Here is a 21,777-nt window from a genome sequence, read left to right on the forward strand (position 1 = left end):
GTTCTCAGCTCTTGGAGTGACGGGCGATAGAGTGGCGCGCCTCTCTCCACATCGTCATTGCGAGCGCAGCGAAGCAATCCAGACTGTCGCCGCGGAGACAGTCTGGATTGCTTCGTCGCTTCGCTCCTCGCAATGACGGGGAGGTCGCCTCACACCGACGCCAGCCTCCTATACAGCGCGCTATAACTGCCGGCCGAGATGCTCCAGGAGAACGAACGTCCCATCGCGCTGCGACGCATGGAGTCGAGCTGGTCATGCGCCACGAAAGCTGAGAAGGCGCGGCGGACGCCGCCGAGGAAGGACGCGCGCGAGGGCTGCGAGAACAGAAAGCCGGTCTCGCCGTCGGTGATGGTTTCGGCCAAGCCGCCGGTCTGGTGACCGATCGGGAGTGAGCCGAAGCGCTGGGCGTACATCTGGCTGAGCCCGCACGGTTCGAAGCGCGACGGCATCAATGTGAAATCGCTGCCCGCGAAGATGCGCCGCGCCTGGGCGTCGTTGAAGCCGATCGTGACCCCGATCGCGTCGGGGCGGCGGCGATGCGCGTCGATCAGCGCCTGCTCGAGCGCCGGCTCGCCGGAGCCGGTGACCACGATCTGCCCGCCGGCATCGATGATCTCGTCGGCGGCCGACAGCACGAGGTCGATGCCCTTCTGGTGCACGAGGCGTGCGACGATCGCGAACATCGGCCCGCGCGAGACCGCCAGGCCAAACTGCTTGCGGATATAATCCGCATTGGCCTTCTTGCCGACCCAGTCGCCGGCGCCGAACTGCTGGGCCAGCTGGGAGCAGGAGCGCGGGTCCCAGCTCTCGTCGATGCCGTTGAGGATGCCGGTGAGCTCGGCCGCGTCGGAGCGGACACGAAGCAGGCCTTCGAGGCCGCAGCCGAATTCCTCCGTCGTGATCTCGCGTGCATAGGTGCCGCTCACGGTAGTGAGGTGCGAGGCATAGACCAGCCCGGCCTTGAGGAAGGAGAGCTGGTCGTAGAATTCGACGCCGTCGATATGGAAGGAACTCTCGGGGACGCCGATCCGCCGCAGCGAGTCCTTCGGGAAGAGTCCCTGGTAGGCGAGGTTGTGGATGGTCAGGATCGACGGCAGCCTGGCCCCGCGCCACGCGAGGTAGGCCGGCACGAGCGAGGCCTGCCAGTCATTGGCATGGACCAGGTCTGCTGCCCAATTCTTGTCCAGCTTGCCCATGGCCAGCTCAGCGGCAGCCGAGGCAAAGCGCGCGAAGCGGATGTCGTTGTCCGGCCAGTCGCGTCCGGACTCGTCGCCATAGGGATTGCCGGGCCGGTCGTAGAGTTGTGAGCACAACAGCACATAGACCGGCAGCCCGTCCTTGGTCGCAGCCCGCCCGAGCGAGCAGGCCGGCATCTCCGCAAACGCCGGGCAGCGGCCAACGATCTGAATATGCGTGAGTTGTTCGATGATGTCGCGGTAGCCGGGCAACATGACCCGGATATCGGCGAGAGGGCGAAGCGCCCTGGGAAGTGCAGCGGAAACGGCGCCGAGTCCGCCAACGCGGACGAAATCGTCCATCTCGGTTGTGACGAACAAGACCCTCAAGAACAGCTGCCCTCTTCCGATCCCGTCTGTTGCTATGCAAGAACGGGTCCAGTTGTCCTGGAATTCCCAAGCCCGCCCGTGAGACGCGTCCGTTCGGTAAAGACTTTCCTACGCACCCGCCGCCCTCTAGGGTCGGCGCATCAACAAGAGAGAACTTCGATAGTTCCTAAGAGGCCGAGGGGCGCAGCAGGCATGCCGTTAGCAGATAAGCATGAGGGGACGACGACAAAGGCCTTCGCGGGCCTCAGGGTCCTGGATTTTTCGACCACCATCGCCGGCCCCCACTGTGCGCGGATGCTTGCCGACATGGGCGCCGAGGTCATCAAGATCGAGACCGACGGCGGCGAGACGATGCGCACCCGGCCGCCGCTGCGCAAGGGGTGCAGCACCGTATTCGGCCAGCTCAACGTCGGCAAGAAAAGCGTCGTGCTCGATCTCAAGTCCGAGGAGGGCAAGGAGGCGGTGCGCCGGCTCGCCGCGACCGCCGATATCCTGGTCGAGAACTTTCGCCCCGGCGTGATGCACCGGCTGCGGCTGGACTATGACCGCCTGCGCCCGGTCAATCCCAAGCTGATCTATTGCTCGATCTCGGGCTACGGCCAGACCGGTCCCTCGGCCGAGCTGCCGGCCTACGCGCCGGTAATCCATGCGGCCTCCGGCTACGACATGGCGCATCTCGCCTATCAGCCCGGCCGCAGCCGGCCGGATTATTGCGGCATCTACCATGCCGACGTCGTCACCGGCACTTACGGTTTCGGCGCGATTGCGTCGGCGCTCTATCAGCGCACGGTGACCGGGCAGGGCCAGCACATCGACGTCTCGATGCTGGAATCGATGCTGACCTTGACGGTGGTCGAGCTGCAGAGCTCGCAATTCGCGGTGAAGCCACCGCCGCGCCCGATGTTCGGGCCGACCGAGACGGCCAATGGCTATGTCATGATCACGGTCGCGAGCGAGAAGACGTTTCAGTGCCTGATGGGTGTGATCGGCCGTCCCGAATGGATTTCCGATCCGCGCTTCTCCACCTACGCCGCGCGCCGCGAGAACTGGGCCGACATGATGGACGGCGTCGAGGCCTGGTCGCGGCCGCTCACGACCGACGCGTGTCTTGTCGCGCTTGGCGCGGCTGGTGTGCCGGCCTCGGCCTATCGCACCGCGTCCGAGGCGCTGGCCGATCCGCAACTCGCGCACCGGCAGGCGCTCTCGTTCGTCGAGGACGAGGGTGGCTCGTTCCAGGTGCTCAATCTGCCGTTCCGGATGTCGGGCGCCGACACCACGCCCGCCAAGACGATGGCCGTGCTCGGCGAGCACACGGACGAATTGTGCGAGGAGATCGGCCTCGCCGGCGATGCGCCAATTCCGTCAGGCAAAACGGCTGCGACAAACTGAGCGCATCGCAGCACCACTACAGCGTTTGATCACTCGCGTGTTCCTCTTGCCGTGGCGAACATTTATCGCCAATCTCGCCCGAGTCATTCAACGATCCGAAACATCGGACGAGGGATCCCGGGAGGAACCATGACGAACCTTGCTGCCGCGGCGCGCAAGCACGCGCCGATTTTCCTTGTTGCGGCATTTGCTCTCCTTCCGCCGGCTGAGCCGGCACAGGCGCAGAAGGCGGGCGGCAGCATCACCGTCGGTCAGGAGCTGGAGATTACGGGCTTCGATCCGCTCAAGGTCGGGGTCTACGACACCTCGACCTTCACCGCTGCGGCCGCGATCTTCGATACGCTCACCACGCTCGACGACAAGGGCGAGGCCGCGCCCAAGCTGGCAGTGTCCTGGACCCATTCCGACGATTACAAGACCTGGACCTTCAAGCTGCGCCAGGGCGTGAAATTCCACGACGGCACGCCGTTCAATGCGCAAGCCTTCAAGGAGAACTTCGATCGGCAGAAGGACCCCGCCAACAAGTGCCGCTGCGCCTTCTACATCACCAACGTTAGGGAGGTGCAGGCGCCCGACGAATATACTGTCGTCTACAATCTCACCGATCCTTCCGTGAATTTGCCGGCGACGAACACCATCCAGAGCCAGAACAACGTCGTGCATTCGCCGACGGCGTGGAAGACCAAGGGCGACGACTACAATCGCAATCCCGTCGGCACCGGTCCCTACATCCTGAAATCATGGACGGCCGGCGATCGCATGGTTCTGGAGAAGAACCCGGGCTACTGGGACAAGGGCCGTCCCTATCTCGACCGCATCATCCTGAAGCCGCTGCCCGACGCCCAGTCGCGTTTCGCCTCGCTGCAATCGGGCGAGGCCGACATCATCTGGGACGACGAGAACGACGCTGACAACATCATGAAGGCGCAGAAGGACTCCAAGCTCACCGTGCACACCTATAAAGGCTCGGGCGCGCAGGTCTATGCCTTCAACACCAAGGTGGCGCCGTTCGACGACGTCCGCGTGCGGCAGGCGCTGGTGATGGCGATCGACCGCCCGAAGATGTCGCAGGCGATCAGCAACGGCCTGAGCCGGCCCGCGACCAATCCCTACGGCGACGGCTCCTGGGTCAAGTGCAAGGACGACGGCGCGCTGCCGTTCGACGTCGAGAAGGCCAAGGCGCTGATCAAGGAGTATGGCAAGCCGGTCGAATTCAAGACGATGGTGACTGCGACGCCCCGCGGCCGCATGATCGGCCAGGTGCTCCAGCAATTCTGGAAGCGCGCCGGCGCCAACATGGAGATCGAGCAGGTCGACCAGGCCACCATCCCGCCGCGCGCCTTCATGCGTCAGTTCCAGCTCATACCCTGGCGCATCGTCGACCTCGCCGATCCCGATCCGCAGATGTATGCGAACTTCCGCAGCGGCAGCCCGCTGGCGCTGGCCAACTTCGCCGATCCGGAGCTCGATCGGCTGCTCGACCACTCCCGCGTCACCGCCGATCCCGCCGCGCGTATCGAGGACTATTGCGCGATCAGCCGCCTGATCAACAAGGAGGCAATCTGGTTCTGGACCTTCCAGAACACCTATTACGCGCTGTCGAGCGCCAAGCTGAAGGGCTTTCCGAAAATCTACAACGGCGTGATCGACGTCTCGACCACCTGGCTGGAATGACCGCGCGATGCTGAACTTCGTCGTGCGGCGGCTCCTTGCCATCCTGCCGGTGCTGCTCGCCGTCTCGCTGCTCACCTTCCTGATCGCCGCGTTGCTGCCGGGCGACCTTGCCTATGTCATCCTCGGCGATCAGGCGACGCCGGAGAATGTCGCGGCGCTGCGCCGTGACATGGGGCTCGACCAGCCGCTGTGGTGGCGTTACCTGAGCTGGCTCGGCCATGTCCTTCAGGGCGATCTCGGCCGCTCCTTCCGCACCGGGCAGACGGTGTTGCAGGCGGTGGCCGAGCGCATTCCGGTCTCGCTCGAGCTGATGCTGATGGCCGAATTCATCGGGCTCCTGATCGGCGTTCCGCTCGCGATCGCCTGCGCTGCGCGCGCCGGTGGCGCCTTCGACCGCTTCATGACCGGCAGCGCCTTCGCCATGCTGTCGATGCCGTCCTTCCTGATGGCAATTTTGTTGATCTATCTGTTCGCGGTCGAGTTGCGCTGGCTGCCGGCGACCGGCTATGTGCCGTTCACCGAGGAGCCGCTGTCGAACCTGCGCTTCTTCGTGCTGCCGGCGCTGACGCTGGCGCTGGCGGAATGGCCTGGAATCATGCGGGTGCTGCGCTCCGACATGATCGCGACCTTGCAGGAGGACTATATCGCGCTCGCCAAGGCGAAAGGCCTCAAGCCCGCGCGCATCCTGTTTGTGCATGCGCTCAAGCCATCGTCGCTGACCCTGGTGACGGTGACGGGCATCAACATCGGTCGCCTGCTGGGCGGCACGCTGATCGTGGAATCGATCTTCGCGCTGCCGGGCATCGGCCGCTTGCTGGTTGGCGCGATCTACACCCGCGATCTCGTCATCCTCCAGGGCGTGGTGCTGCTGGTCGCCTGCGGCTTCGTCCTCGTCAATTTCATCGTCGACATGCTCTACGCCGTGCTCGATCCCAGGATCCGCCATGGCCACGCTTGAGCTGTCGATGCAGGACGAGGCGGTCTCCGAGCCGGTTCGGCGCCGGCGCAAGCTCGGCATTCTGTTCTGGTCGGCAAGTGCCTGGCTCGCGATTGTCCTGACGCTCGCGATTCTCGCGCCGGTGCTGCCGCTGCAGAATCCTGTAGACATGGACATGCTGGAGCGCCGTGCGGCGTTCTCCGGGGAACACTGGCTCGGCACCGACGGGCTCGGCCGCGACGAATTCGCCCGCCTGATCTTTGGCGCGCGGGTGTCGCTGACGGTGGGGCTGATCGCGCCGATGATCGGCCTTGCGCTCGGCGGCGCGCTTGGTCTCCTCGCCGGCTATTTCCGCGGCCGGTTCGAGACGCTGGTGGTCGGCAGCATGGACGTGCTGCTGGCGTTTCCACCGCTGATCTTCGCGCTCGCGGTGACCGCCTATCTCGGCCAGTCGATTCCCAATCTCACCCTGATCCTCGGTGTGCTCGGCATTCCCGCCTTCATGCGGGTAGCGCGCGCGGCCACGCTGACGCTCGCGCGGCGCGAGTTCGTGATCGCTGCCGAGGCGCTCGGCGCCAGCCATGCGCGCATCCTGCTGCGCGAGCTGCTGCCGAACGTGATCCTGCCGCTGCTGGCCTTCTTCCTGCTCGGCGTCGCCGTCACTATTGTGGTCGAGGGCGCGCTGTCCTTCCTCGGGCTCGGCGTGCCACCGCCGATGGCGAGCTGGGGCAGCATGATCGGCGAGGGGCGCGACAGCCTCGACGTCGCGCCGCGGCTGGCCTTCCTGCCGGCAACGGCGCTGTTCTTGACCGTGCTGGCCTTCAACCTGGTCGGCGACACCTTGCGGGCGCTGACCGACCCGCGTCAGGGGGCGCTGTGAGCGCGCCGCTTCTGACCATCGAGGACGTGGCGGTCGAACTGCCGACCCCCCGCGGCAATTTGCGCGCTGTGGATCATGTCGATCTGTCGCTGGAGGCGGGCCGCACGCTCGGCATCGTCGGCGAATCCGGCTGCGGCAAGACCATGCTGTCGCGCGCGGTGCTTCAGCTCTTGCCGAAGAAGGCGAAGCTGACCGGGCGCGTGATGTTCGACGGCCAGGACCTGGTGCGGCTCGATGCCGAAAGCCTGCGGCGCCTGCGCGGGCGCGACCTCGCGGTCGTGTTCCAGGACCCCATGACCTCGCTCAACCCGGTGCTGACCATCGGCACCCAGCTGATGGAGACGATCCAGGAGCATCTCGAACTGGATGCGCCGGCGGCGCGGAAGCGCAGCATCGAGCTGCTCGCCGCCGTCGGCATTCCGGCGCCGGAGCAGCGGCTCGCGCAATATCCGCATCAATGTTCCGGCGGCATGCGCCAGCGCATCGCGATTGCGATCGCGCTGTCCTGCGAGCCGAAACTGTTGATCGCGGACGAGCCGACCACGGCGCTCGACGTCACGATCCAGGCGCAGATCCTCGATCTGCTGGCGCGCGAGCAGCGCCGCCGCCACATGGCGATGATCATCATCACCCACGATCTCGGCGTCGTCGCCGGCCGCGCCGACGAGGTCGCGGTGATGTATGCGGGCAGGGTGGTCGAGCGCGCGCCGACGCAGGCGTTGTTCAAGCGCATGCACATGCCCTATACCGAGGCGCTGCTGGCGGCGATCCCGAAGCTGGAGACCGCGCCGCATACGCCGCTGCCCGCCATCTCCGGCCGTCCGCCCGATCCGACCCGGCCACTTAAAGGCTGCTCGTTTGCGCCACGCTGCCGCTATGCCGCAGGGCGCTGTCACGAGGCCAAGCCCGAATTGAAGGGCGCGGAGATGCCGGGGCATCTCTATGCCTGCTTCAACCCCATCCAGATGACGGAGGGGATTGACGCATGATGCAGTTTGCCATGCCCGCCGAGCCGCTCCTGAACGTCGACAATCTCGTCGTCGAATATGGTCTCGGCAACAAGACGGTGCACGCGGTCTCCGGCGTCAGCCTCCAGGTCGCGCGCGGCGAGACGCTGGGCCTGGTCGGCGAATCCGGCTGCGGCAAGTCGACGCTGGGGCGCGCGGTGCTGCAATTGCGCCGCGCCAAATCCGGCCGCGTGCTGTTCGACGGCGAGGACCTCACCGCGATGGAAGGCGAGGCGCTGCGCAAGATGCGCCGCCGCGTGCAATTGATCTTCCAGGACCCGATCGCCTCGCTCAATCCGCGCCGGCGCATCGGCGATATCGTCGCCGAGCCGCTCATCATCGCCGGCGTCAAGGATGCCGCCGAACGCAAGCGGCGCGTTCACGAGGTGTTGTCCGCGGTCGGGCTCGATCCTGACATCGTGGCGGGCCGCCTGCCGCACGAATTCTCCGGCGGCCAGTGCCAGCGCATCTGCATCGCACGATCGCTGGTGCTCAACCCCGAATTCATCGTCTGCGACGAGCCGGTCTCGGCGCTCGACGTCTCCATCCGCGCGCAGATCCTCAATCTGCTCGAGGAGATGAAAGCGCGCTTCGGCCTGACGCTGCTGTTCATCGCGCATGATCTCGCGGTGGTGAAAGCGGTCAGCGACCGCGTCGCGGTGATGTATCTCGGCCGCCTCTGCGAGGTCGGGCCGTCGGAGCAATTGTTCGCAAGGCCCGCGCATCCCTACACGGACCTGTTGTTGCAGGCGATCCCGGTGCCCGATCCGGACGTGCGTCCCGTCGAGAGTGTGGCGACCGGCGAGCCACCATCGCCGATTGCGCCGCCGTCCGGCTGCCGCTTCCGCACCCGCTGCCCGCGGGCCGACCAGCGGTGCAGCGCGGAGATACCGGAGTTGCGCGAGGTCGCACCCGGCCAGTTCGCGGCTTGCCACCATCCGCTGGCCTAAACTAGAGCCCCGTTCCGATGTGATCGGAACGGGGCTCTAGATTCTCGTTTTGACGCGTTTTCTTTACGCGAACCGGTATCCACTTCGCTCGAAAACGCTGTAAGACGGCTCCCGGATTTGTTTCGCCCCGCCGGTCATGGCATGGTGGCGACGACAAGAAGTATGCCGGGAGGACGCCGATGAAGAGTTTCAAGGTCGCCGATTTCAAGGCGCCGCTGCAGGAGTTCGACGAGGCCACGCCGCAGCCGTCGGGCACGCAGGTGCTGATCAAGGTGAAGGCCGCCGGCGTCTGCCACAGCGACCTCCACATCTGGGAAGGTGGCTACGATCTCGGCCACGGCCGCAAGCCGCTGTCGCTGAAGGACCGCGGCATCAATCTGCCGCTGACCATGGGCCATGAGACGGTCGGCGAAATCGCAGCCTTCGGCCCCGACGTGAAGCCGACCGACCAGGGCGATCTCAGGCTCGGCGATGTCGGCCTCGTCTATCCCTGGATCGGCTGCGGCAAGTGCGCCACGTGCCTGGCCGGTGACGAGAACATGTGCCTGACGCCGCGCTCGCTCGGCGTCTATTGCGACGGCGGCTATTCCGACCACATGCTGGTGCCGCATCCGCGCTATCTGCTCAACCTGAAGGGGCTCGATCCCGCCTCGGCGGCGCCCTACGCCTGCTCTGGCGTCACCACCTACAGCGCGCTGAAGAAGGTCGAGCAGCATTTTGACACGCCGATCGTGATGTTCGGCGCCGGCGGCCTTGGCCTGATGGCGCTGTCGCTGCTGAAGGCAATGGGCGGAAGAGGCGCGATCATGGTCGACATCGACGCCAGGAAGCGCGAGGCCGCGGAAAAGGCCGGTGCGCTCGCGACCGTCGATCCCAAGGCGCCGGACGCGCTGGAGCAGCTTGCCAAAAAGGCGGGCGGGCCGATCCGCGCCGTGATTGATCTCGTCGGCAACGCCGCGACCACGCAACTCGGCTTCGATTGCCTGACCAAGGGCGGCAAGCTCGTCATCGTCGGCCTGTTCGGCGGCGGCGCGACCTGGGCGCTGCCGCTGATCCCGATCAAGGCGGTGACGATCCAGGGCAGCTATGTCGGCAATTTGCGCGAGACCCAGGAGTTGCTCGACCTCGTGCGCGCGAAGAACGTGCCGCCGATCCCGGTGACGCGCCAGCCGCTCAACAAGGCCAACGACGCGCTGGTGCAATTGCAGCAGGGCGCGGTGGTCGGTCGCACGGTGCTGACGCCGTAATAAACGCTCTCTCCTCCGTCATTGCGAGCGAAGCGAAGCAATCCAGAAATCCCTCGGCGGACACAGTCTGGATTGCTTCGTCGCTTCGCTCCTCGCAATGACGTCCTTGGCTCGTCCTTCCTAAGGTCTCTCAAATGTCCGCAAACAACGCCTTCCACATTGCCGTGCTCGCCGGTGACGGCATCGGTCCCGAAGTCATGGCACCGGCCATCGAAGTCCTGCGCAAGATCGAGGCGAAGTCCGGCCTGAGCTTCCGCTTCACCGAGGCGCCCGCCGGCGCCAACAATTATCTCGCGACCGGCAAGTCGATGCCGGATTCCACTATCAAGCTCTGCGAGGAGGCCGACGCGATCCTGCTCGGCGCTTGCGGCCTGCCGTCGGTCCGCTACCCCGATAATACCGAGATCGCGCCACAGATCGAGCTGCGGTTCATCTTCGATCTCTATGCCGGCGTGCGCCCGGCGCGGCTCATTCCGGGCGTGCCGAGCCCGATCGTCGGCGCCGACCAGCGCGGCATCGATCTCGTCGTGATCCGCGAATCCACCGAAGGCCTGTTCGCCTCGATGGGCAAGGGCATCGTCACCCATGAGGACGCGCGCGAGACCATGGTGATCACGCGCAAGACCTCCGAGCGCCTGTTCGAGTTCTCGTTTCGGCTCGCCGAGCGGCGCAAGGCGCGCGGCAAGCCGGGGATGCTGACCTGCGTCGACAAGGCGAACGTGTTCAAGGCCTTTGCATTCTTCCGCGGCATCTTCGACGAGATCGAGAAGAAGCATCCGAACGTGAAGACCGACCGGCTCTATGTCGATGCCTGCTCGGCGATGCTGGTGAAGCGTCCCTGGGATTTCGATGTGATGGTGATGGAGAACATGTTCGGCGACATCGTCTCCGACATCACCGCGAGCCTGATCGGCGGCCTCGGCATGGCGCCGTCCGCCGATATCGGCGACAAATATGCCGTGTTCCAGCCCTGCCACGGCACCGCACCAGACATCATGGGGCAGGGCAAGGCCAATCCGACCGGCATGATCCTGTCGGCGGCGATGATGCTGGACTGGCTCGCCGACAAGCACGGCGTCGAGAGCGCGGCGGAAGCCGGCGAGCAGATCGAGCGTGCAGTGGATCAGATCTACGCCGGCGGCATCAAGCCGATGGAGTTCGGCGGCAGCAATGGCACGGCTGACATTACGAAAGCGGTGCTCGCTGCGCTGTAGTTACCGCAGGCGGTCGATATCGGAGGAGCCGGAAGTCAATGAGCAATCCGGTTCCCGAGCACTATCGGCACCTCAGGACCTTCGCCTTCGGCGACAATCCTGCGCTCGCGGATGAATTGGTCGAACTCGTCGTCAAGGGCGTCAAGACCGCGACTTGCAGCACGGAGGACGAACCGAACACGTCCACGCCCGGTGAACTCTGGGTCGTGCTTGACGGACGGGGAGAACCGCGCTGCGTCATCGAATCCGTCGAGATCACCTATCGGCGCTTCAATGACGTCGATGCCGCGTTTGCGCACGATGAGGGCGAAGGCGATCGAAGCCTCGCCTATTGGCGCAGCGCCCATCGGACCTATTTCGGCCGGCTCGGGCGATTCAGCGAGGACATGATGCTGATGTGCGAGCGCTTTCGCCTGATCGAGGTGTTTGGTGATCAGAAGCTGACGCCCGCGCCTTGCTGAGCCCGGACGCCGAGGCTACTTGCCCGTAAACTGCGGCTTGCGCTTTTCCATGAAGGCCTGCCGGCCCTCGCGAAAATCCGCGCTGTCCATGCAGGCGTGACCGATCGCCCTGATTGCCTCCAGGTCGCGCTGGCTCTCGTCCTTCAACACCTGCGCGATGGTGATCTTGGCGGCCTTGATCGCGAGTGGGGCGTTCTCGGAGATGGTCTGCGCGATCGTCATCGTCTCACCCCACAACTCGTCGATCGGGAACAAGCGCTCGACGAGGCCAATGCGCAGCGCCTCGGCGGAATCGATCCGCATGCCCGTGTACATCAGAAGCCGTGCCCAGGACGGACCGACCAGCGACACCAGATGCTTCAAGCCGTCATAGCCGTAGGCGATGCCGAGTTTTGCCGCGGGAATGCCGAACTGACTGCCATGCGCGGCGAGGCGGATGTCGGCGAGCATCGCGACCTGCATGCCGCCGCCGAGGCAAAAGCCCTCGATGCAGGCGATGGTCGGCTTGGGATAGTCGGCGAGCAGCGCGCGCTGTGCGGCGCTGCGCCTGGCATATTCCTCGGACGCCGCCGCGTTGTGGCGGGTCTTCTCGAACTGGCTGATGTCGGCCCCGGAGACGAATGCCTTGCCGCCGGCGCCGCGCAGGATCACGACGCGCACCGTCTCGTCATCGCGCAGGCTCGTCAGCGCCTCGCCAAATCCCTCCCACATCTCCAGCGACATTGCGTTGCGCTTGTCGGGATTGTTGAAGGTGATCACGCCGACGCCGTCGATGACCTGCTTGAGGATCTTGCCGTCGGCATGGGGTGTTTCGGTCGTGCTGGAAATGTCAGGCATTGCGCGCTCGCTGTCGTAGGCCGGGCGCAATGTGCGGCCGGGGCGCGGCCCGGGTCAACCGCGACGAGGGACGCGGCTTTGCATCCGCCTGTGCCGCGATTGCATGGCGCGAGAAACGGTTATACCTTGAGCATGATCTTTTCGGAAAACCGCTGCACACTTTTCCGGATCATGCTCTACTGCGTTGCGTGCATGTGCGCGGTCAGGGGATGGCTGCCTGCATTGCTGAAGAACGCCGCCTCTTCGGCGGTGGCCTCCAGCAACTGCTCGTCCTGATCATAGACGTCGTTGCGGAACTGGACGGTCTGGTCCTTGGTCATCCATGCGGTGAGGTAGATCCAGGCCACCGGCACCTTCTTCGCCATGGCGACCTCGAGGTGCTGGCCGCTCGCAATCTCCGTATCGATCGCGGCGCGGCTCCATTTCGGCTGGTCCTTCAGCAGCCAGGCGGCGAGATCGCGCACATTGTCGACGCGCGAGCAGCCATGGGAATCGAAGCGGTAGTCGTCGCTGAACAGATTGCGCTGGTTGGTGTCGTGCATATAGACCGAATAGGAATTCGGCATGTCGATCTTCACCGCGCCGAGCGCGTTGAAGGTGCCGTTGTGCTGGCGCACGGTGAAGTTCGGCGTGTGCGTGCCCGACCAGTCGACCGAATGCGGGTCGATCGGATTGTCGTGGGCGTCGAGCACCTCCATGTGCATGCGCGACAAATAGGTCGGATCCTTGCGCATATGCGCCGAGATCTCGGTCTTGGCGATCGAGGACGGCACCGTCCAGGTCGGATTGAGCACGACGCTGGTGATCTGGGCCGTCAGGGTCGGCGAGGGCTTTTCGGTCTTGCCGACGATCACGCGATAGCGCCGTACCACCACATCGTTCTCGACCGCTTCGGCAAACGCGGCGGGGATGTTGACCACGACATAGCGCTGGCCGAAGCCGAAATTCATGTTCTCGAGCCGCTGGAGCGAAGCCTCCAGCTGCCGGATGCGCTTCTGCACGGAGACGTTCATCGCCGCGACCGTGCGCGGCGTCACCGTGCCGGTCGGCGCCAGGCCATGGCGGGCCTGGAAGCGCTTCACGGCGTCGGCGAGATCCTGATCGAAAGCGCCACTGGCCTTGTCGGCGGCGAGATCGCCGGAGACGATCAGACGCTTGCGCAGCAGCTCGTCGCTGGCGCCCTGGACGCCGAGGGCGAACTTCGCATCGGCAGGGATGGCTGGCCAGCCGCCGCGTACGGCAAGATCGGAGTAGCTGAGCGCGGCATCCTTGATGCGCTGGGCCGAGCCCTCGTCATAGGTTGGCTCGTGCGTCAGCGCGAGCGCCGCGGCGGAGCGGCTCTCCGCCGTCGAAGCGGGTGCGGCAGCCTTCGGCGCGGCAGCATGGGCCGGGTTCGCCGCTGCGGGCACCGTACCGGCCGCCGTTGCCGGCCTCGGGTTTGCCTGTCCCGTGGTTTCGGTTTGCGCCAGCGCGGAAGCGCTCGCGAGCACGCCGACGGCAACGATCATCGCATGGCGTTTCGACATGTGTCCCATTTTCCCCACGAGGACGAGGCCCGGACGGGCGCTCGCATTGGCAATTCCCGCTCGCCGCGCTGCGTGCGCCGATTCGCAAAAATCGGCGGGAAGCTAGAGCCCCGGAGTTGAGGTCCCATTAAGCACGGCAGTCGAAAGCCCGCGCGTTCGCGGCGGGGCGTCTCGATTGGGTCGCAGCAGGGGCGGGATGGGTTCGCGAAATCCGCGGCGATGGCGGGCAAAATTGCCGGGAAACCCGCAGCAAGAAATCCGCAAGAAAAAAGGGCGGCTTGGCCGCCCCGAAAGGAGAGCCGCGCGCAAGCGCGCGGACTGGGTCTCGTTCAATCCGGCCGCGCCCCCGTGACGCGGCGGATTGAACATCGGCCGTAAAGGTCGGAGCCCGATCGGCTCAGGCCTCGTTCGCTGCGATCGATTCCATCAGCGAGACGAGCTGACGCTGCACCGTCTGGTCCTTGATCTTGCTGTAGGCGCGCAGCAGGCGGAGGCTGAAGGCGGAATCGAGGAACAGCAGGCTCTCGACTTCGCGCGCCTTGTTGTCGCCGTCATAGAAGAAGGTCACGGGCACATCGAGGGCGGTGGCGATCTGCTGAAGCCGAGCCGCGCCGACGCGATTGACGCCCTTCTCGTATTTCTGGACCTGCTGGAAGCTCACGCCGAGCTTCTCGCCGAGCTCGGCCTGCGAGATCTTCATCTCGACGCGCCGCAGACGGATCCGCTTGCCAAGCTCAATGTCCGGCTTGCCGGCGCTGCGCTGCTTCATTCTTTTCGCCGCTGCTTTCATACTCTCACCTTTGTTCTTCGGTTGAAAATCCCCCGAAGAGCTGGGTCAGGGGTTCGCCCATATACTCGTCCTTGAATTCATGCGGATGCACGAACTCTTCCTTAAACCACGGGAATCGCGCCGGATTGAAAGCCTCGATCAGCCAGTCAATCATGTGCCGAACACGTGGAATCCGGCCGCTACCAGGGTGGTAGGACAACCAGATATCCAGCGGCCTGTTCAGCTCGACCTCCAGTGGAATCAACTTCCCGCCAAGCGCAATGGCGTAGCTCGGGAATACGCCGATGCCGGCGCCATTCGCGACCGCCCAATAATTGGCGCTTGAGACGTTGGTCTTCATGACCAGCAGGTCACGTTCCGGAACGCCTGGGAAGAAGCTCTCGAAGGTTTCCTTGGCGGCAAGCTGGTCGGCGAATTGCAGCACCAGGCGGTGCTTGATCAATTCGAGCGCCGAGCGCGGCGTGCCGTGTTTTTCAAGGTATTTTTCCGAAGCCCAGAACATCAGGTGCATGCGGCCGAGCCGCACCAGCTTGACGTCGAGCGCGGAGGGACGCGACAGATGGATGGCGACGTCGGCCTCGTGACGAGAGACATCGGCCGAGCGCATCGCGCAATGCAGGTCGACCAGGATCTTCGGATAGGCCTGCTGGAATTCGACCAGCCGCGGGGCGAGCCAGAACGTCCCGAGACCCTCGGTGACGGCCACGCGAACTTCGCCGGACAGGGCGTTGGCCGTCGAATCGCTGGTGCGCAGCACGTCGAAGGCGGCCGCCTCCATGCGCTCGACTGCGGAGACCACCAGTGCACCTTCATCGGTCAGATGCGTGCCGTGGACGTCGCGGGTGAACAGGGTGGTGCCGGTCTGGCGCTCGAAATCATCAATCCGGCGGCGGACGGCGTTGATCGACAGCGACAGGCGTTCAGACGCCGAGCGAAAACTGCCGCATCGAACGACTTCCAGGAATATGCGGGCCGCATCCCAATCGGAGAGGCCGCTGATGTTGATCTTTGGGCGTTCCTCCTGTGGAACGCCCCTTTCCGCCAAGGAGTGCATACAAGTCCCTTCGGGTTGCTAAACTGGCAGAATTGGGCGCAAACCACAACCACTGCGGGTTGGGGAACGGCGACTTTTGAACGCCATCGTTACTGCCTCGTGGGCGGTATCCGAGTGTTACCAAGGCTGAGAATCGAATCGGCCGACCAACGTTGGAATGAGGGGTGTGGCGTGAGTTCCGTTGCGAGCCCTGAAATGGCTGCAGGATTGTCGGCGTTTTCCGTCACGGAAGTCCTTGCGCGCGAGCTGTCGCCGCGCGGAATGGGTCGATCATCCAGTGCCGCGCGTTCGACTCCCGGCCACGACGATAATGGCGTCCCGCGCAGCGGGTCGATGTTCGCGGGAGCCACGGTTTCCCGGCAAAATCATACTGAAATCATGTTCGGAGGCGTCGGCGCCTCGTGTTATTCTCGGTATCCCATGGGGGCCGAGGGGATTTCCACAAACACGTCTCGCAGGCCGAACTAACGGAAAGAACGCCGGTGTCGCATTCAGACGAACAGTTGCAGTCGGTGCTGGAAACGCTTGAGGAGTGCCGCAAGGTTCTCAACGAGAGCAATAACCGCGAGTCGGCCGAGCTGCTGTCCATCGTCATCCTCGACGTGCGGATGAAGCTCAAAGGAATTGACAGTGCCGATCTCAAGGCGCTGTGCGACGAAATGTTGCGGAGCGCTGGAAGCGAACCGCAGCCCCCCTCCAAGCAGACGCAGGACCAGCCCCGGCGTCCGCTGCTCCGCGTGGTGAAGTAGCCGCGCCGCCGAGTCTCGCTTTTTGGCGAGGTTTGTGCGCGTCCCGATGCCGCATCTGTGATCGCAGACGGCATCGGGAGGAGCCTGGTTTCGTGCGCCTCTGTTGTGCGCATTCCCCGGCATCGGCTACACCAGAGCCGGTTCGGCTCCCGCCCGCGCGCATTCCCGGTGCGCGGCCAAAGAGCCTGAGATGGCTCCGACTGCATCATGCAAAATGTCTCGATCCCGGCGGCCCTGATTGCCGGCCTCGTCAGCTTCCTCTCTCCCTGCGTTCTGCCCCTGGTTCCGCCCTATCTGATCTATCTCACGGGCGCCACGATCGAGCATGTCGAGAACAAGGAGCCGGCCTCGGCGTCCAAGCGCGCCATCATGATGTCGGCGCTCCTGTTCGTGCTCGGCTTCTCCACGGTGTTCGTGGCGCTCGGCGCCAGCGCTTCGCTGATCGGCGGGCTGATTCGTGCCTGGTCGGCCGAGCTGTCGATCCTCGCCGGCATCGTCATCATCATCATGGGCCTGCACTTCCTGGGACTGACGCGGATCGGCCTTTTGATGCGCGAGGGGCGCCTGACCGCGCCCAAGCCTGTCGGCCTGTGGGGCGCCTATGTGATGGGCCTCGCCTTCGCCTTCGGCTGGACGCCCTGCATCGGCCCGATCCTCGCCGCGATCCTCTCGATCGCCGCGGCGGAGGCGACGGTGACGAAGGGGGCGGGCCTGCTCGCAGTCTATTCGGCCGGCCTCGGCATTCCCTTCCTGATCGCCGCCCTGATGATCGAGCAGTTCTCGAAGCTGTTCGCGCGCATGAAGGGCCAGCTCGTCAATGTCGAGCGCGCCATGGGCGTCCTGATGGTGATCACTGGCATCGGCTTCCTCACCGGCACGGTCTCGAATGTCAGCATCTGGCTGCTCGAGACGTTTCCGGCGCTGCAGACGATCGGTTAGCTCACGCTGTCGGCACGGCAGTCAGGTCAAACCGGACATGCGCGACGATGCCGGTCGCGCCACTCCGGTTCTGATGCATCAGCCTGAAGCCGTGCCGGTCGGCGGTGGATTTGGCGATCGCAAGACCAAGCCCGGTCCCCTCGACGCCCTGGGGCGCAGCCCTGAAGAAGCGGTCGTAGATGAACGGCATTGCATCCTCGGGAATGCCTGGGCCGTCATCGACGATCTCCAGCGCGCAAATCTTGCCGTCATTGACGACCCTGAGTTCCACGGAGCCGCCTGAACCTGAATAGCGAATGGCGTTGTCCAGCAGGATGGCGATGAGCTTGGCGATCGCGTTGCGATCGCCGAGGAACCTGCACGGTGTCTCCGCCGTCATCGCGAGCTGGACGTTGCGCGCCTCAGCCAGCGGATAGAAGTCGGCCAGCAACGATGTCGCGAGCGCGGCAAGATCGACGTCGTCGCGCTTCCGGATCGAGGCGCCTTCCGTTCTGGCCATTTCGAGCAACTGGCTCGCCAGATGCGATGCGCGCCGCACGCCGTCCCGAAGTTCGTCGGCAAGCTCGCGAGTCTGTCCGGACAGTTCTGCGGCGATCAGGTTTTCCGCCTGAATCTGGAGCGCGGCCAGAGGTGTCCTCAGTTCGTGCGCCGCGTCCGCCACGAAGCGGCGCTGCGCGTCGAGTGCCGACCGGTGACGATCGACGAGCTTGTCGATGGCAACGATCAGCGGAGCCACTTCCGCCGGTACGCCCACCGGACGCAGGGGCTCCTGCGCATCGACGCTGCGCTGGCCGATTTCGGCCGACAGCCGTTGCAGACCGCTCATCGTGCGGCTGATCGACCAACCCAGAACGGCCCAGACCAGCGGGATGGCGAGCAGCAGCGGAAGCGCGGCGCCTGTCGCCGCGTGCAGCGCGATCTCGTGCCTGGCGCTCCACGCTTGCGCGATCTGGATATCGTGCTGCGCGTGGCTCCAGCGATAGACGCGCCAATCCTGCCCGTCGGCGGTCACGTCGGACAATCCCGGCACTGATTGCCAGGGAATATCGATCGGAGGACCCGCCCGATGCACCAGCGCGCCGGAGCGATCCCAGATGCGGACGACCAACTGATCCTCGTCTTCGCTTTCGAGCAGCGGACCCGCACCGTTGCGGTCGCCTGGACCGACATTGACGGCGATCTCCTGCAACTGCGCGTCGAGGAACTTGTTCATCTCATAGGCGACAAGGCCGAACGATGTTGCCGTTGCCAGGAGGCCGATGGCGGCCAGCAACAGCGTCGCACGCGTGATGATCGTCTTGCGAAGAGAGCTCATGATCCGGACTTCGTGACCATCCACCCGGCACCGCGGATGTTCCGGATGACGTCCTTGCCATACCGCTTGCGCAAGCCGTGGATGACGACGTCAACGGCGTTGCTCTGCACCTCGTCGCCCCAGCCGTAGATCCGGCTCTCGATCTGGCCTCGCGACAGAATGGTTCCGGGACGCTCCATCAGGGCGTACATCACCGAGAACTCCCGCGCGGAAAGCGTCGATTGGATGCCGCGGAAGGTCGCCACATGGGTCGATGGATCGAGCGTGATCTCCTTGCTGCTCATCAGCGAATTGGAGCGGTCGTTGACCCTGCGCATGACCGCGCGGATGCGCGCGAGCAGGGCGCGCAACTCGAACGGCTTGACGATGAAGTCGTCGGCGCCGAGATCGAGTCCCGCGACCATGTCCTCGACCCGGTCGCGGGCCGTGATCACCAGGATGGGCGAAGCCTTCCTGCTGCGCGCAGCCTTGAGAATCTCGAAGCCAGTCATGCCGGGCAGTCCGATATCGAGCAGCGTGATCGCGTGCTCGGCGCGTTGTAGCGCGGCGTAGCCGTCCTGTCCGTCGCGGGTCCAGTCCACGGTCATTCCGTTTCGCTTCAATCCGCGGACGAGCGCCTTGCCGAACATCAGATCGTCTTCGATCAGCAGGAGGCGCATTGATTCAGGGAAAATCGCTGTGTTGGAGTGGTGGCGCGTCGCAGCACCAAGCGCCACATTCGACACCGCGGCCAAATGGTCAACCGCCTGCGCCTCAATTTAGAACTCTTACAAATTTGGGCGTGAGCGGAGAGAGGCTCGACCTATTCTAAATCCGATCTAATCCTCATCTAATTCTTCGCATTGCAGATGCGCCCCGGTTCGGGACCGCGAAGCCGTCTTTCAGAGCGGCACGCGAAATTTTTGGGGCGTTGCAGATGGAATTGGGTTGTTGGGCTGGCCGCAAGGCGTTGCGTGGTTTTCTGCTGTCGACGACGGCAGCGCTGTCATTCAGTGGTGGGCTGACGATGCAGGCCGGCCCGGCCTCTGCGCAGCAGGGGCAGGCGGCGGGAGCCTTGCCGTCAGTCGTCGTTTCAGCCCCGCAGCAGCGCGCCCGCCGGGCGCAGACCGCGACCACCTCGCGCGCAGCGCGATCGAATCGTCGGACGGCCACCGTCGCACCGGTCGAGAAGAAGCCGCCGAGCGTCAACAATCAGGACGCGCGTACCGGCCAGAAGGGCTATATCACGCGGAGCGTGACCAGCGCGACGAAGACCAATACGGCTCTCCTCAACGTGCCGCAGTCGGTGACGGTGCTGACGAAGGATTTCATCAGGGACCAGGCCTTCACCTCGATCGGCGAGGCGACCCGTTATGTGCCCGGCGTGATCTATCACCAGGGCGAATCGCATCGCGACGACCTCGTCATCCGCGGCCAGCGCAGCAACGCCGACTTCTACACCAACGGCATCCGCGACGACGTCCAGTATTTTCGCGACTTCTACAACATTCAGCGGCTCGAGGTCCTGAAGGGGCCGAACGCGATGATCTTCGGCCGCGGCGGCGGCGGTGGCGTCGTCAACCGCGTACTCAAGGAGGCCGACGGTACGACCATTCGCGAGGTGACGGTCGGCGGCAATTCCTATCCCGGCGCCCGCGTGACCACCGACGTCGGCCAGGCGATCAACGAGAACTGGGCCTTCCGCCTCAACGCGATGTACGAAAACACGCAGAGCTATCGCGATTTCGTCAACCTCGAACGCTGGGCGATCAATCCTACCGCGACCTTTGCGCCGAACGACACCACGACGGTCAAGCTGAGCTACGAGCATCTGCACGACCGGCGTACCGTCGATCGCGGCATCCCTTCGCAGATCCGCCCCGGAAACGCCTTCCCGCGCTATCCCTACGATACGTCGCCGTCTGCGTTCTTCGGCAACCCCAACCTCAACTATGCGCTCGCCGATGTGGATATCGGAACCGCTGTCGTCGAGCACGATTTCGAGAACGGGTGGACGATCAAGAATTCGTCGCAGATCGCCAACTACGACAAGTTCTACCAGAACATCTATCCGGGCGGAGGAGCCAATTCCGGTGCCGTCAATGCCGCCGGAACCTCGAGCAATCTGCAAGCATACAACAACGAGACCGACCGGACGAATTACTTCAACCAGACCGATCTCACCTACAAATTCGGGACGGGCCCAATTCGTCACACCGTCGTCTTCGGCGCCGAGTTGGGCCGTCAGAACGGCCTGAACTACCGGCAGAGCGGGCTCTTCAATGGCGTATCGTCGACCATCACGATCGATCCGAGGAATCCGACGTCGTACGTTCCGGTCACTTTCGCCAATAACGGGGGGACCGATGCCAACAACACCTACAAGCTCAATCTCGGCGCCGTCTACGTCCAGGACCAGGTCGAGATCACGCGCTATCTGGAGCTGATCGGCGGCCTGCGGTTCGATCACTTCGACCTGACGTCGCGAGACCGCCGCACATTCGTCGAGCTCAACCGGGTCGATGATCTGGTGTCGCCACGCGTCGGTGTCCTGTTCAAGCCGCTCGAAAACCTGTCGATCTACGGCAGCTACAGCATCTCGTATCTGCCGAGCGCCGGCGACCAGTTCAGCGCTCTGACACCGGGCCTGGCCATCGCAGCGCCCGAGAAGTTCGTGAACAAGGAAGTCGGGCTCAAATACGACATCTTCCCGAGCCTGCAGTTCGCTACGGCGATCTACGAACTGGACCGGACCAATCAGCGCTTTGCCGATCCCAACAATGCGGGATTCTTCATCCTGAGCGGAGCCACCAAGACCCGCGGCCTCGAAGCGTCTCTGACAGGCTACGTGACGGACGCCTGGCAGATCACGGGCGGCTACGCTTACACGGATGCGCGGATCACCAGCAACAACTCCGCGACCATTGTCGCCGGCAACCGCGTGGGACTTGTGCCGTACAATACCTTTTCCCTCTGGAACAGGTATCAGTTCACGGAGCAGTGGGCCGCGGGCCTCGGTGTGATCCACTACTCGAACTTCTTCGCATCGTCCGACGACACCGTGCTGATTCCGGAGTTCACGCGGGTGGACGCCGCCGTGTTCTTCAGGCTCAACGAGACCTGGCGCGCCCAGCTCAACATCGAAAATCTCCTCGACCGGAAGTACTATTCGACCGCGGACGGGAATAACAACATCACGCCGGGGTCTCCACGTGTGTTCAGATTGTCAGCCACGGCGAACTTCTGATGGTGTTGAGATGACAC

Annotated in this window: 19 protein-coding genes; 12 read left to right on the forward strand and 7 right to left on the reverse strand. The window is 64.4% G+C overall.

The window, feature by feature from the left end; translation table 11 throughout:
- Positions 1-149: 149 nt before the first annotated feature.
- Complete coding sequence (glgA, locus tag CT676_RS18205; RefSeq protein ID WP_085404452.1) at positions 150-1,565, reverse strand: glycogen synthase GlgA; 1,416 nt, start codon at positions 1,563-1,565, stop codon at positions 150-152.
- A gap of 192 nt (positions 1,566-1,757) precedes the next feature.
- Here glgA and CT676_RS18210 point away from each other — a divergent pair, with 192 nt between their 5' ends.
- The 9 genes from CT676_RS18210 (at position 1,758) to CT676_RS18250 (ending at position 11,324) form a co-directional block, all read left to right on the forward strand.
- A complete protein-coding gene (locus CT676_RS18210; protein ID WP_135215075.1) occupies positions 1,758-2,954 on the forward strand; it encodes a CoA transferase in 1,197 nt (398 codons plus the stop codon).
- A gap of 129 nt (positions 2,955-3,083) precedes the next feature.
- Complete coding sequence (locus CT676_RS18215; RefSeq protein WP_085404450.1) at positions 3,084-4,628, forward strand: ABC transporter substrate-binding protein; 1,545 nt, start codon at positions 3,084-3,086, stop codon at positions 4,626-4,628.
- A 7-nt stretch (positions 4,629-4,635) separates the two neighbouring features.
- Positions 4,636-5,586, forward strand: a complete 951-nt coding sequence (locus tag CT676_RS18220; protein ID WP_071915956.1) for an ABC transporter permease — start codon at positions 4,636-4,638, stop codon at positions 5,584-5,586.
- Positions 5,573-6,445, forward strand: coding sequence for an ABC transporter permease (locus CT676_RS18225; protein ID WP_085404449.1), 873 nt, complete (start codon positions 5,573-5,575; stop codon positions 6,443-6,445). Before CT676_RS18220 ends, CT676_RS18225 begins: the two co-directional genes overlap by 14 nt.
- Entirely contained in the window at positions 6,442-7,434 is a 993-nt protein-coding gene (locus tag CT676_RS18230) for an ABC transporter ATP-binding protein (RefSeq protein WP_085404448.1), read from the forward strand. Before CT676_RS18225 ends, CT676_RS18230 begins: the two co-directional genes overlap by 4 nt.
- On the forward strand, positions 7,431-8,402 hold the full coding sequence (locus tag CT676_RS18235) for an oligopeptide/dipeptide ABC transporter ATP-binding protein (RefSeq protein WP_085404447.1): 972 nt from the start codon (positions 7,431-7,433) through the stop codon (positions 8,400-8,402). The genes CT676_RS18230 and CT676_RS18235 overlap by 4 nt, the downstream gene beginning before the upstream one ends.
- Positions 8,403-8,581: 179 nt before the next feature.
- Positions 8,582-9,649, forward strand: coding sequence for an alcohol dehydrogenase (locus CT676_RS18240; RefSeq protein WP_135215076.1), 1,068 nt, complete (start codon positions 8,582-8,584; stop codon positions 9,647-9,649).
- A 134-nt stretch (positions 9,650-9,783) separates the two neighbouring features.
- The gene (locus CT676_RS18245; protein WP_085404445.1) at positions 9,784-10,863 is read left to right on the forward strand and encodes an isocitrate/isopropylmalate dehydrogenase family protein; all 1,080 of its coding nucleotides are present in this window, start codon (positions 9,784-9,786) and stop codon (positions 10,861-10,863) included.
- Positions 10,864-10,901: 38 nt separating this feature from the next.
- Positions 10,902-11,324, forward strand: a complete 423-nt coding sequence (locus tag CT676_RS18250) for an ASCH domain-containing protein (protein ID WP_085404444.1) — start codon at positions 10,902-10,904, stop codon at positions 11,322-11,324.
- Positions 11,325-11,339: 15 nt separating this feature from the next.
- Here CT676_RS18250 and CT676_RS18255 read toward each other — a convergent pair whose 3' ends face one another.
- From CT676_RS18255 to CT676_RS18270, 4 genes are all read right to left on the reverse strand, one after another.
- Positions 11,340-12,161: an enoyl-CoA hydratase gene (locus CT676_RS18255; RefSeq protein ID WP_085404443.1), complete on the reverse strand. Its 822-nt coding sequence runs from the start codon at positions 12,159-12,161 to the stop codon at positions 11,340-11,342.
- A gap of 176 nt (positions 12,162-12,337) precedes the next feature.
- Positions 12,338-13,687, reverse strand: coding sequence for a L,D-transpeptidase family protein (locus tag CT676_RS18260; protein WP_135215077.1), 1,350 nt, complete (start codon positions 13,685-13,687; stop codon positions 12,338-12,340).
- A 397-nt stretch (positions 13,688-14,084) separates the two neighbouring features.
- Positions 14,085-14,456 (reverse strand): helix-turn-helix transcriptional regulator, encoded by a 372-nt coding sequence (locus CT676_RS18265; protein WP_014497036.1) that lies wholly within the window; start codon positions 14,454-14,456, stop codon positions 14,085-14,087.
- 25 nt (positions 14,457-14,481) lie between these two features.
- The gene (locus tag CT676_RS18270; protein WP_038943246.1) at positions 14,482-15,531 is read right to left on the reverse strand and encodes a LysR family transcriptional regulator; all 1,050 of its coding nucleotides are present in this window, start codon (positions 15,529-15,531) and stop codon (positions 14,482-14,484) included.
- A 512-nt stretch (positions 15,532-16,043) separates the two neighbouring features.
- Between CT676_RS18270 and CT676_RS18280 the strand changes: the two genes are divergently transcribed.
- On the forward strand, positions 16,044-16,280 hold the full coding sequence (locus CT676_RS18280) for a hypothetical protein (protein ID WP_224517737.1): 237 nt from the start codon (positions 16,044-16,046) through the stop codon (positions 16,278-16,280).
- Between the two features lie 207 nt (positions 16,281-16,487).
- On the forward strand, positions 16,488-17,219 hold the full coding sequence (locus CT676_RS18285; RefSeq protein ID WP_085404442.1) for a cytochrome c biogenesis protein CcdA: 732 nt from the start codon (positions 16,488-16,490) through the stop codon (positions 17,217-17,219).
- Between the two features lies 1 nt (position 17,220).
- On the opposite strand, the gene CT676_RS18290 is transcribed toward CT676_RS18285, so the two are convergent.
- Together CT676_RS18290 and CT676_RS18295 are read right to left on the reverse strand one after the other, a co-directional pair.
- Entirely contained in the window at positions 17,221-18,534 is a 1,314-nt protein-coding gene (locus CT676_RS18290; RefSeq protein WP_085404441.1) for an ATP-binding protein, read from the reverse strand.
- Positions 18,531-19,193 carry a response regulator transcription factor gene (locus CT676_RS18295; RefSeq protein ID WP_085404440.1) on the reverse strand — a complete coding sequence of 221 codons (663 nt, stop codon included), beginning with the start codon at positions 19,191-19,193 and terminating at the stop codon, positions 18,531-18,533. The genes CT676_RS18290 and CT676_RS18295 overlap by 4 nt, the downstream gene beginning before the upstream one ends.
- 257 nt (positions 19,194-19,450) lie before the next feature.
- Here CT676_RS18295 and CT676_RS18300 point away from each other — a divergent pair, with 257 nt between their 5' ends.
- Positions 19,451-21,760: a TonB-dependent siderophore receptor gene (locus CT676_RS18300; protein WP_094184428.1), complete on the forward strand. Its 2,310-nt coding sequence runs from the start codon at positions 19,451-19,453 to the stop codon at positions 21,758-21,760.
- Positions 21,761-21,777 lie beyond the last annotated feature (17 nt).

This window comes from Bradyrhizobium sp. MOS001 (assembly GCF_004634465.1).
Taxonomy (GTDB): domain Bacteria; phylum Pseudomonadota; class Alphaproteobacteria; order Rhizobiales; family Xanthobacteraceae; genus Bradyrhizobium; species Bradyrhizobium barranii.

Coding starts and splice junctions, on each gene's coding strand:
- CT676_RS18220 (WP_071915956.1), top strand. CDS start 4,636: ATGCTGAACTTCGTCGTGCGGCGGCTCCTTGCCATCCTGCCGGTGCTG.
- CT676_RS18295 (WP_085404440.1), bottom strand. CDS start 19,193: ATGCGCCTCCTGCTGATCGAAGACGATCTGATGTTCGGCAAGGCGCTC.
- CT676_RS18215 (WP_085404450.1), top strand. CDS start 3,084: ATGACGAACCTTGCTGCCGCGGCGCGCAAGCACGCGCCGATTTTCCTT.
- CT676_RS18300 (WP_094184428.1), top strand. CDS start 19,451: ATGGAATTGGGTTGTTGGGCTGGCCGCAAGGCGTTGCGTGGTTTTCTG.
- CT676_RS18225 (WP_085404449.1), top strand. CDS start 5,573: ATGGCCACGCTTGAGCTGTCGATGCAGGACGAGGCGGTCTCCGAGCCG.
- CT676_RS18245 (WP_085404445.1), top strand. CDS start 9,784: ATGTCCGCAAACAACGCCTTCCACATTGCCGTGCTCGCCGGTGACGGC.
- CT676_RS18285 (WP_085404442.1), top strand. CDS start 16,488: ATGCAAAATGTCTCGATCCCGGCGGCCCTGATTGCCGGCCTCGTCAGC.
- CT676_RS18260 (WP_135215077.1), bottom strand. CDS start 13,687: ATGTCGAAACGCCATGCGATGATCGTTGCCGTCGGCGTGCTCGCGAGC.
- CT676_RS18240 (WP_135215076.1), top strand. CDS start 8,582: ATGAAGAGTTTCAAGGTCGCCGATTTCAAGGCGCCGCTGCAGGAGTTC.
- CT676_RS18290 (WP_085404441.1), bottom strand. CDS start 18,534: ATGAGCTCTCTTCGCAAGACGATCATCACGCGTGCGACGCTGTTGCTG.
- CT676_RS18210 (WP_135215075.1), top strand. CDS start 1,758: ATGCCGTTAGCAGATAAGCATGAGGGGACGACGACAAAGGCCTTCGCG.
- CT676_RS18265 (WP_014497036.1), bottom strand. CDS start 14,456: ATGAAGCAGCGCAGCGCCGGCAAGCCGGACATTGAGCTTGGCAAGCGG.
- CT676_RS18255 (WP_085404443.1), bottom strand. CDS start 12,161: ATGCCTGACATTTCCAGCACGACCGAAACACCCCATGCCGACGGCAAG.
- CT676_RS18270 (WP_038943246.1), bottom strand. CDS start 15,531: ATGCACTCCTTGGCGGAAAGGGGCGTTCCACAGGAGGAACGCCCAAAG.
- CT676_RS18250 (WP_085404444.1), top strand. CDS start 10,902: ATGAGCAATCCGGTTCCCGAGCACTATCGGCACCTCAGGACCTTCGCC.
- CT676_RS18235 (WP_085404447.1), top strand. CDS start 7,431: ATGATGCAGTTTGCCATGCCCGCCGAGCCGCTCCTGAACGTCGACAAT.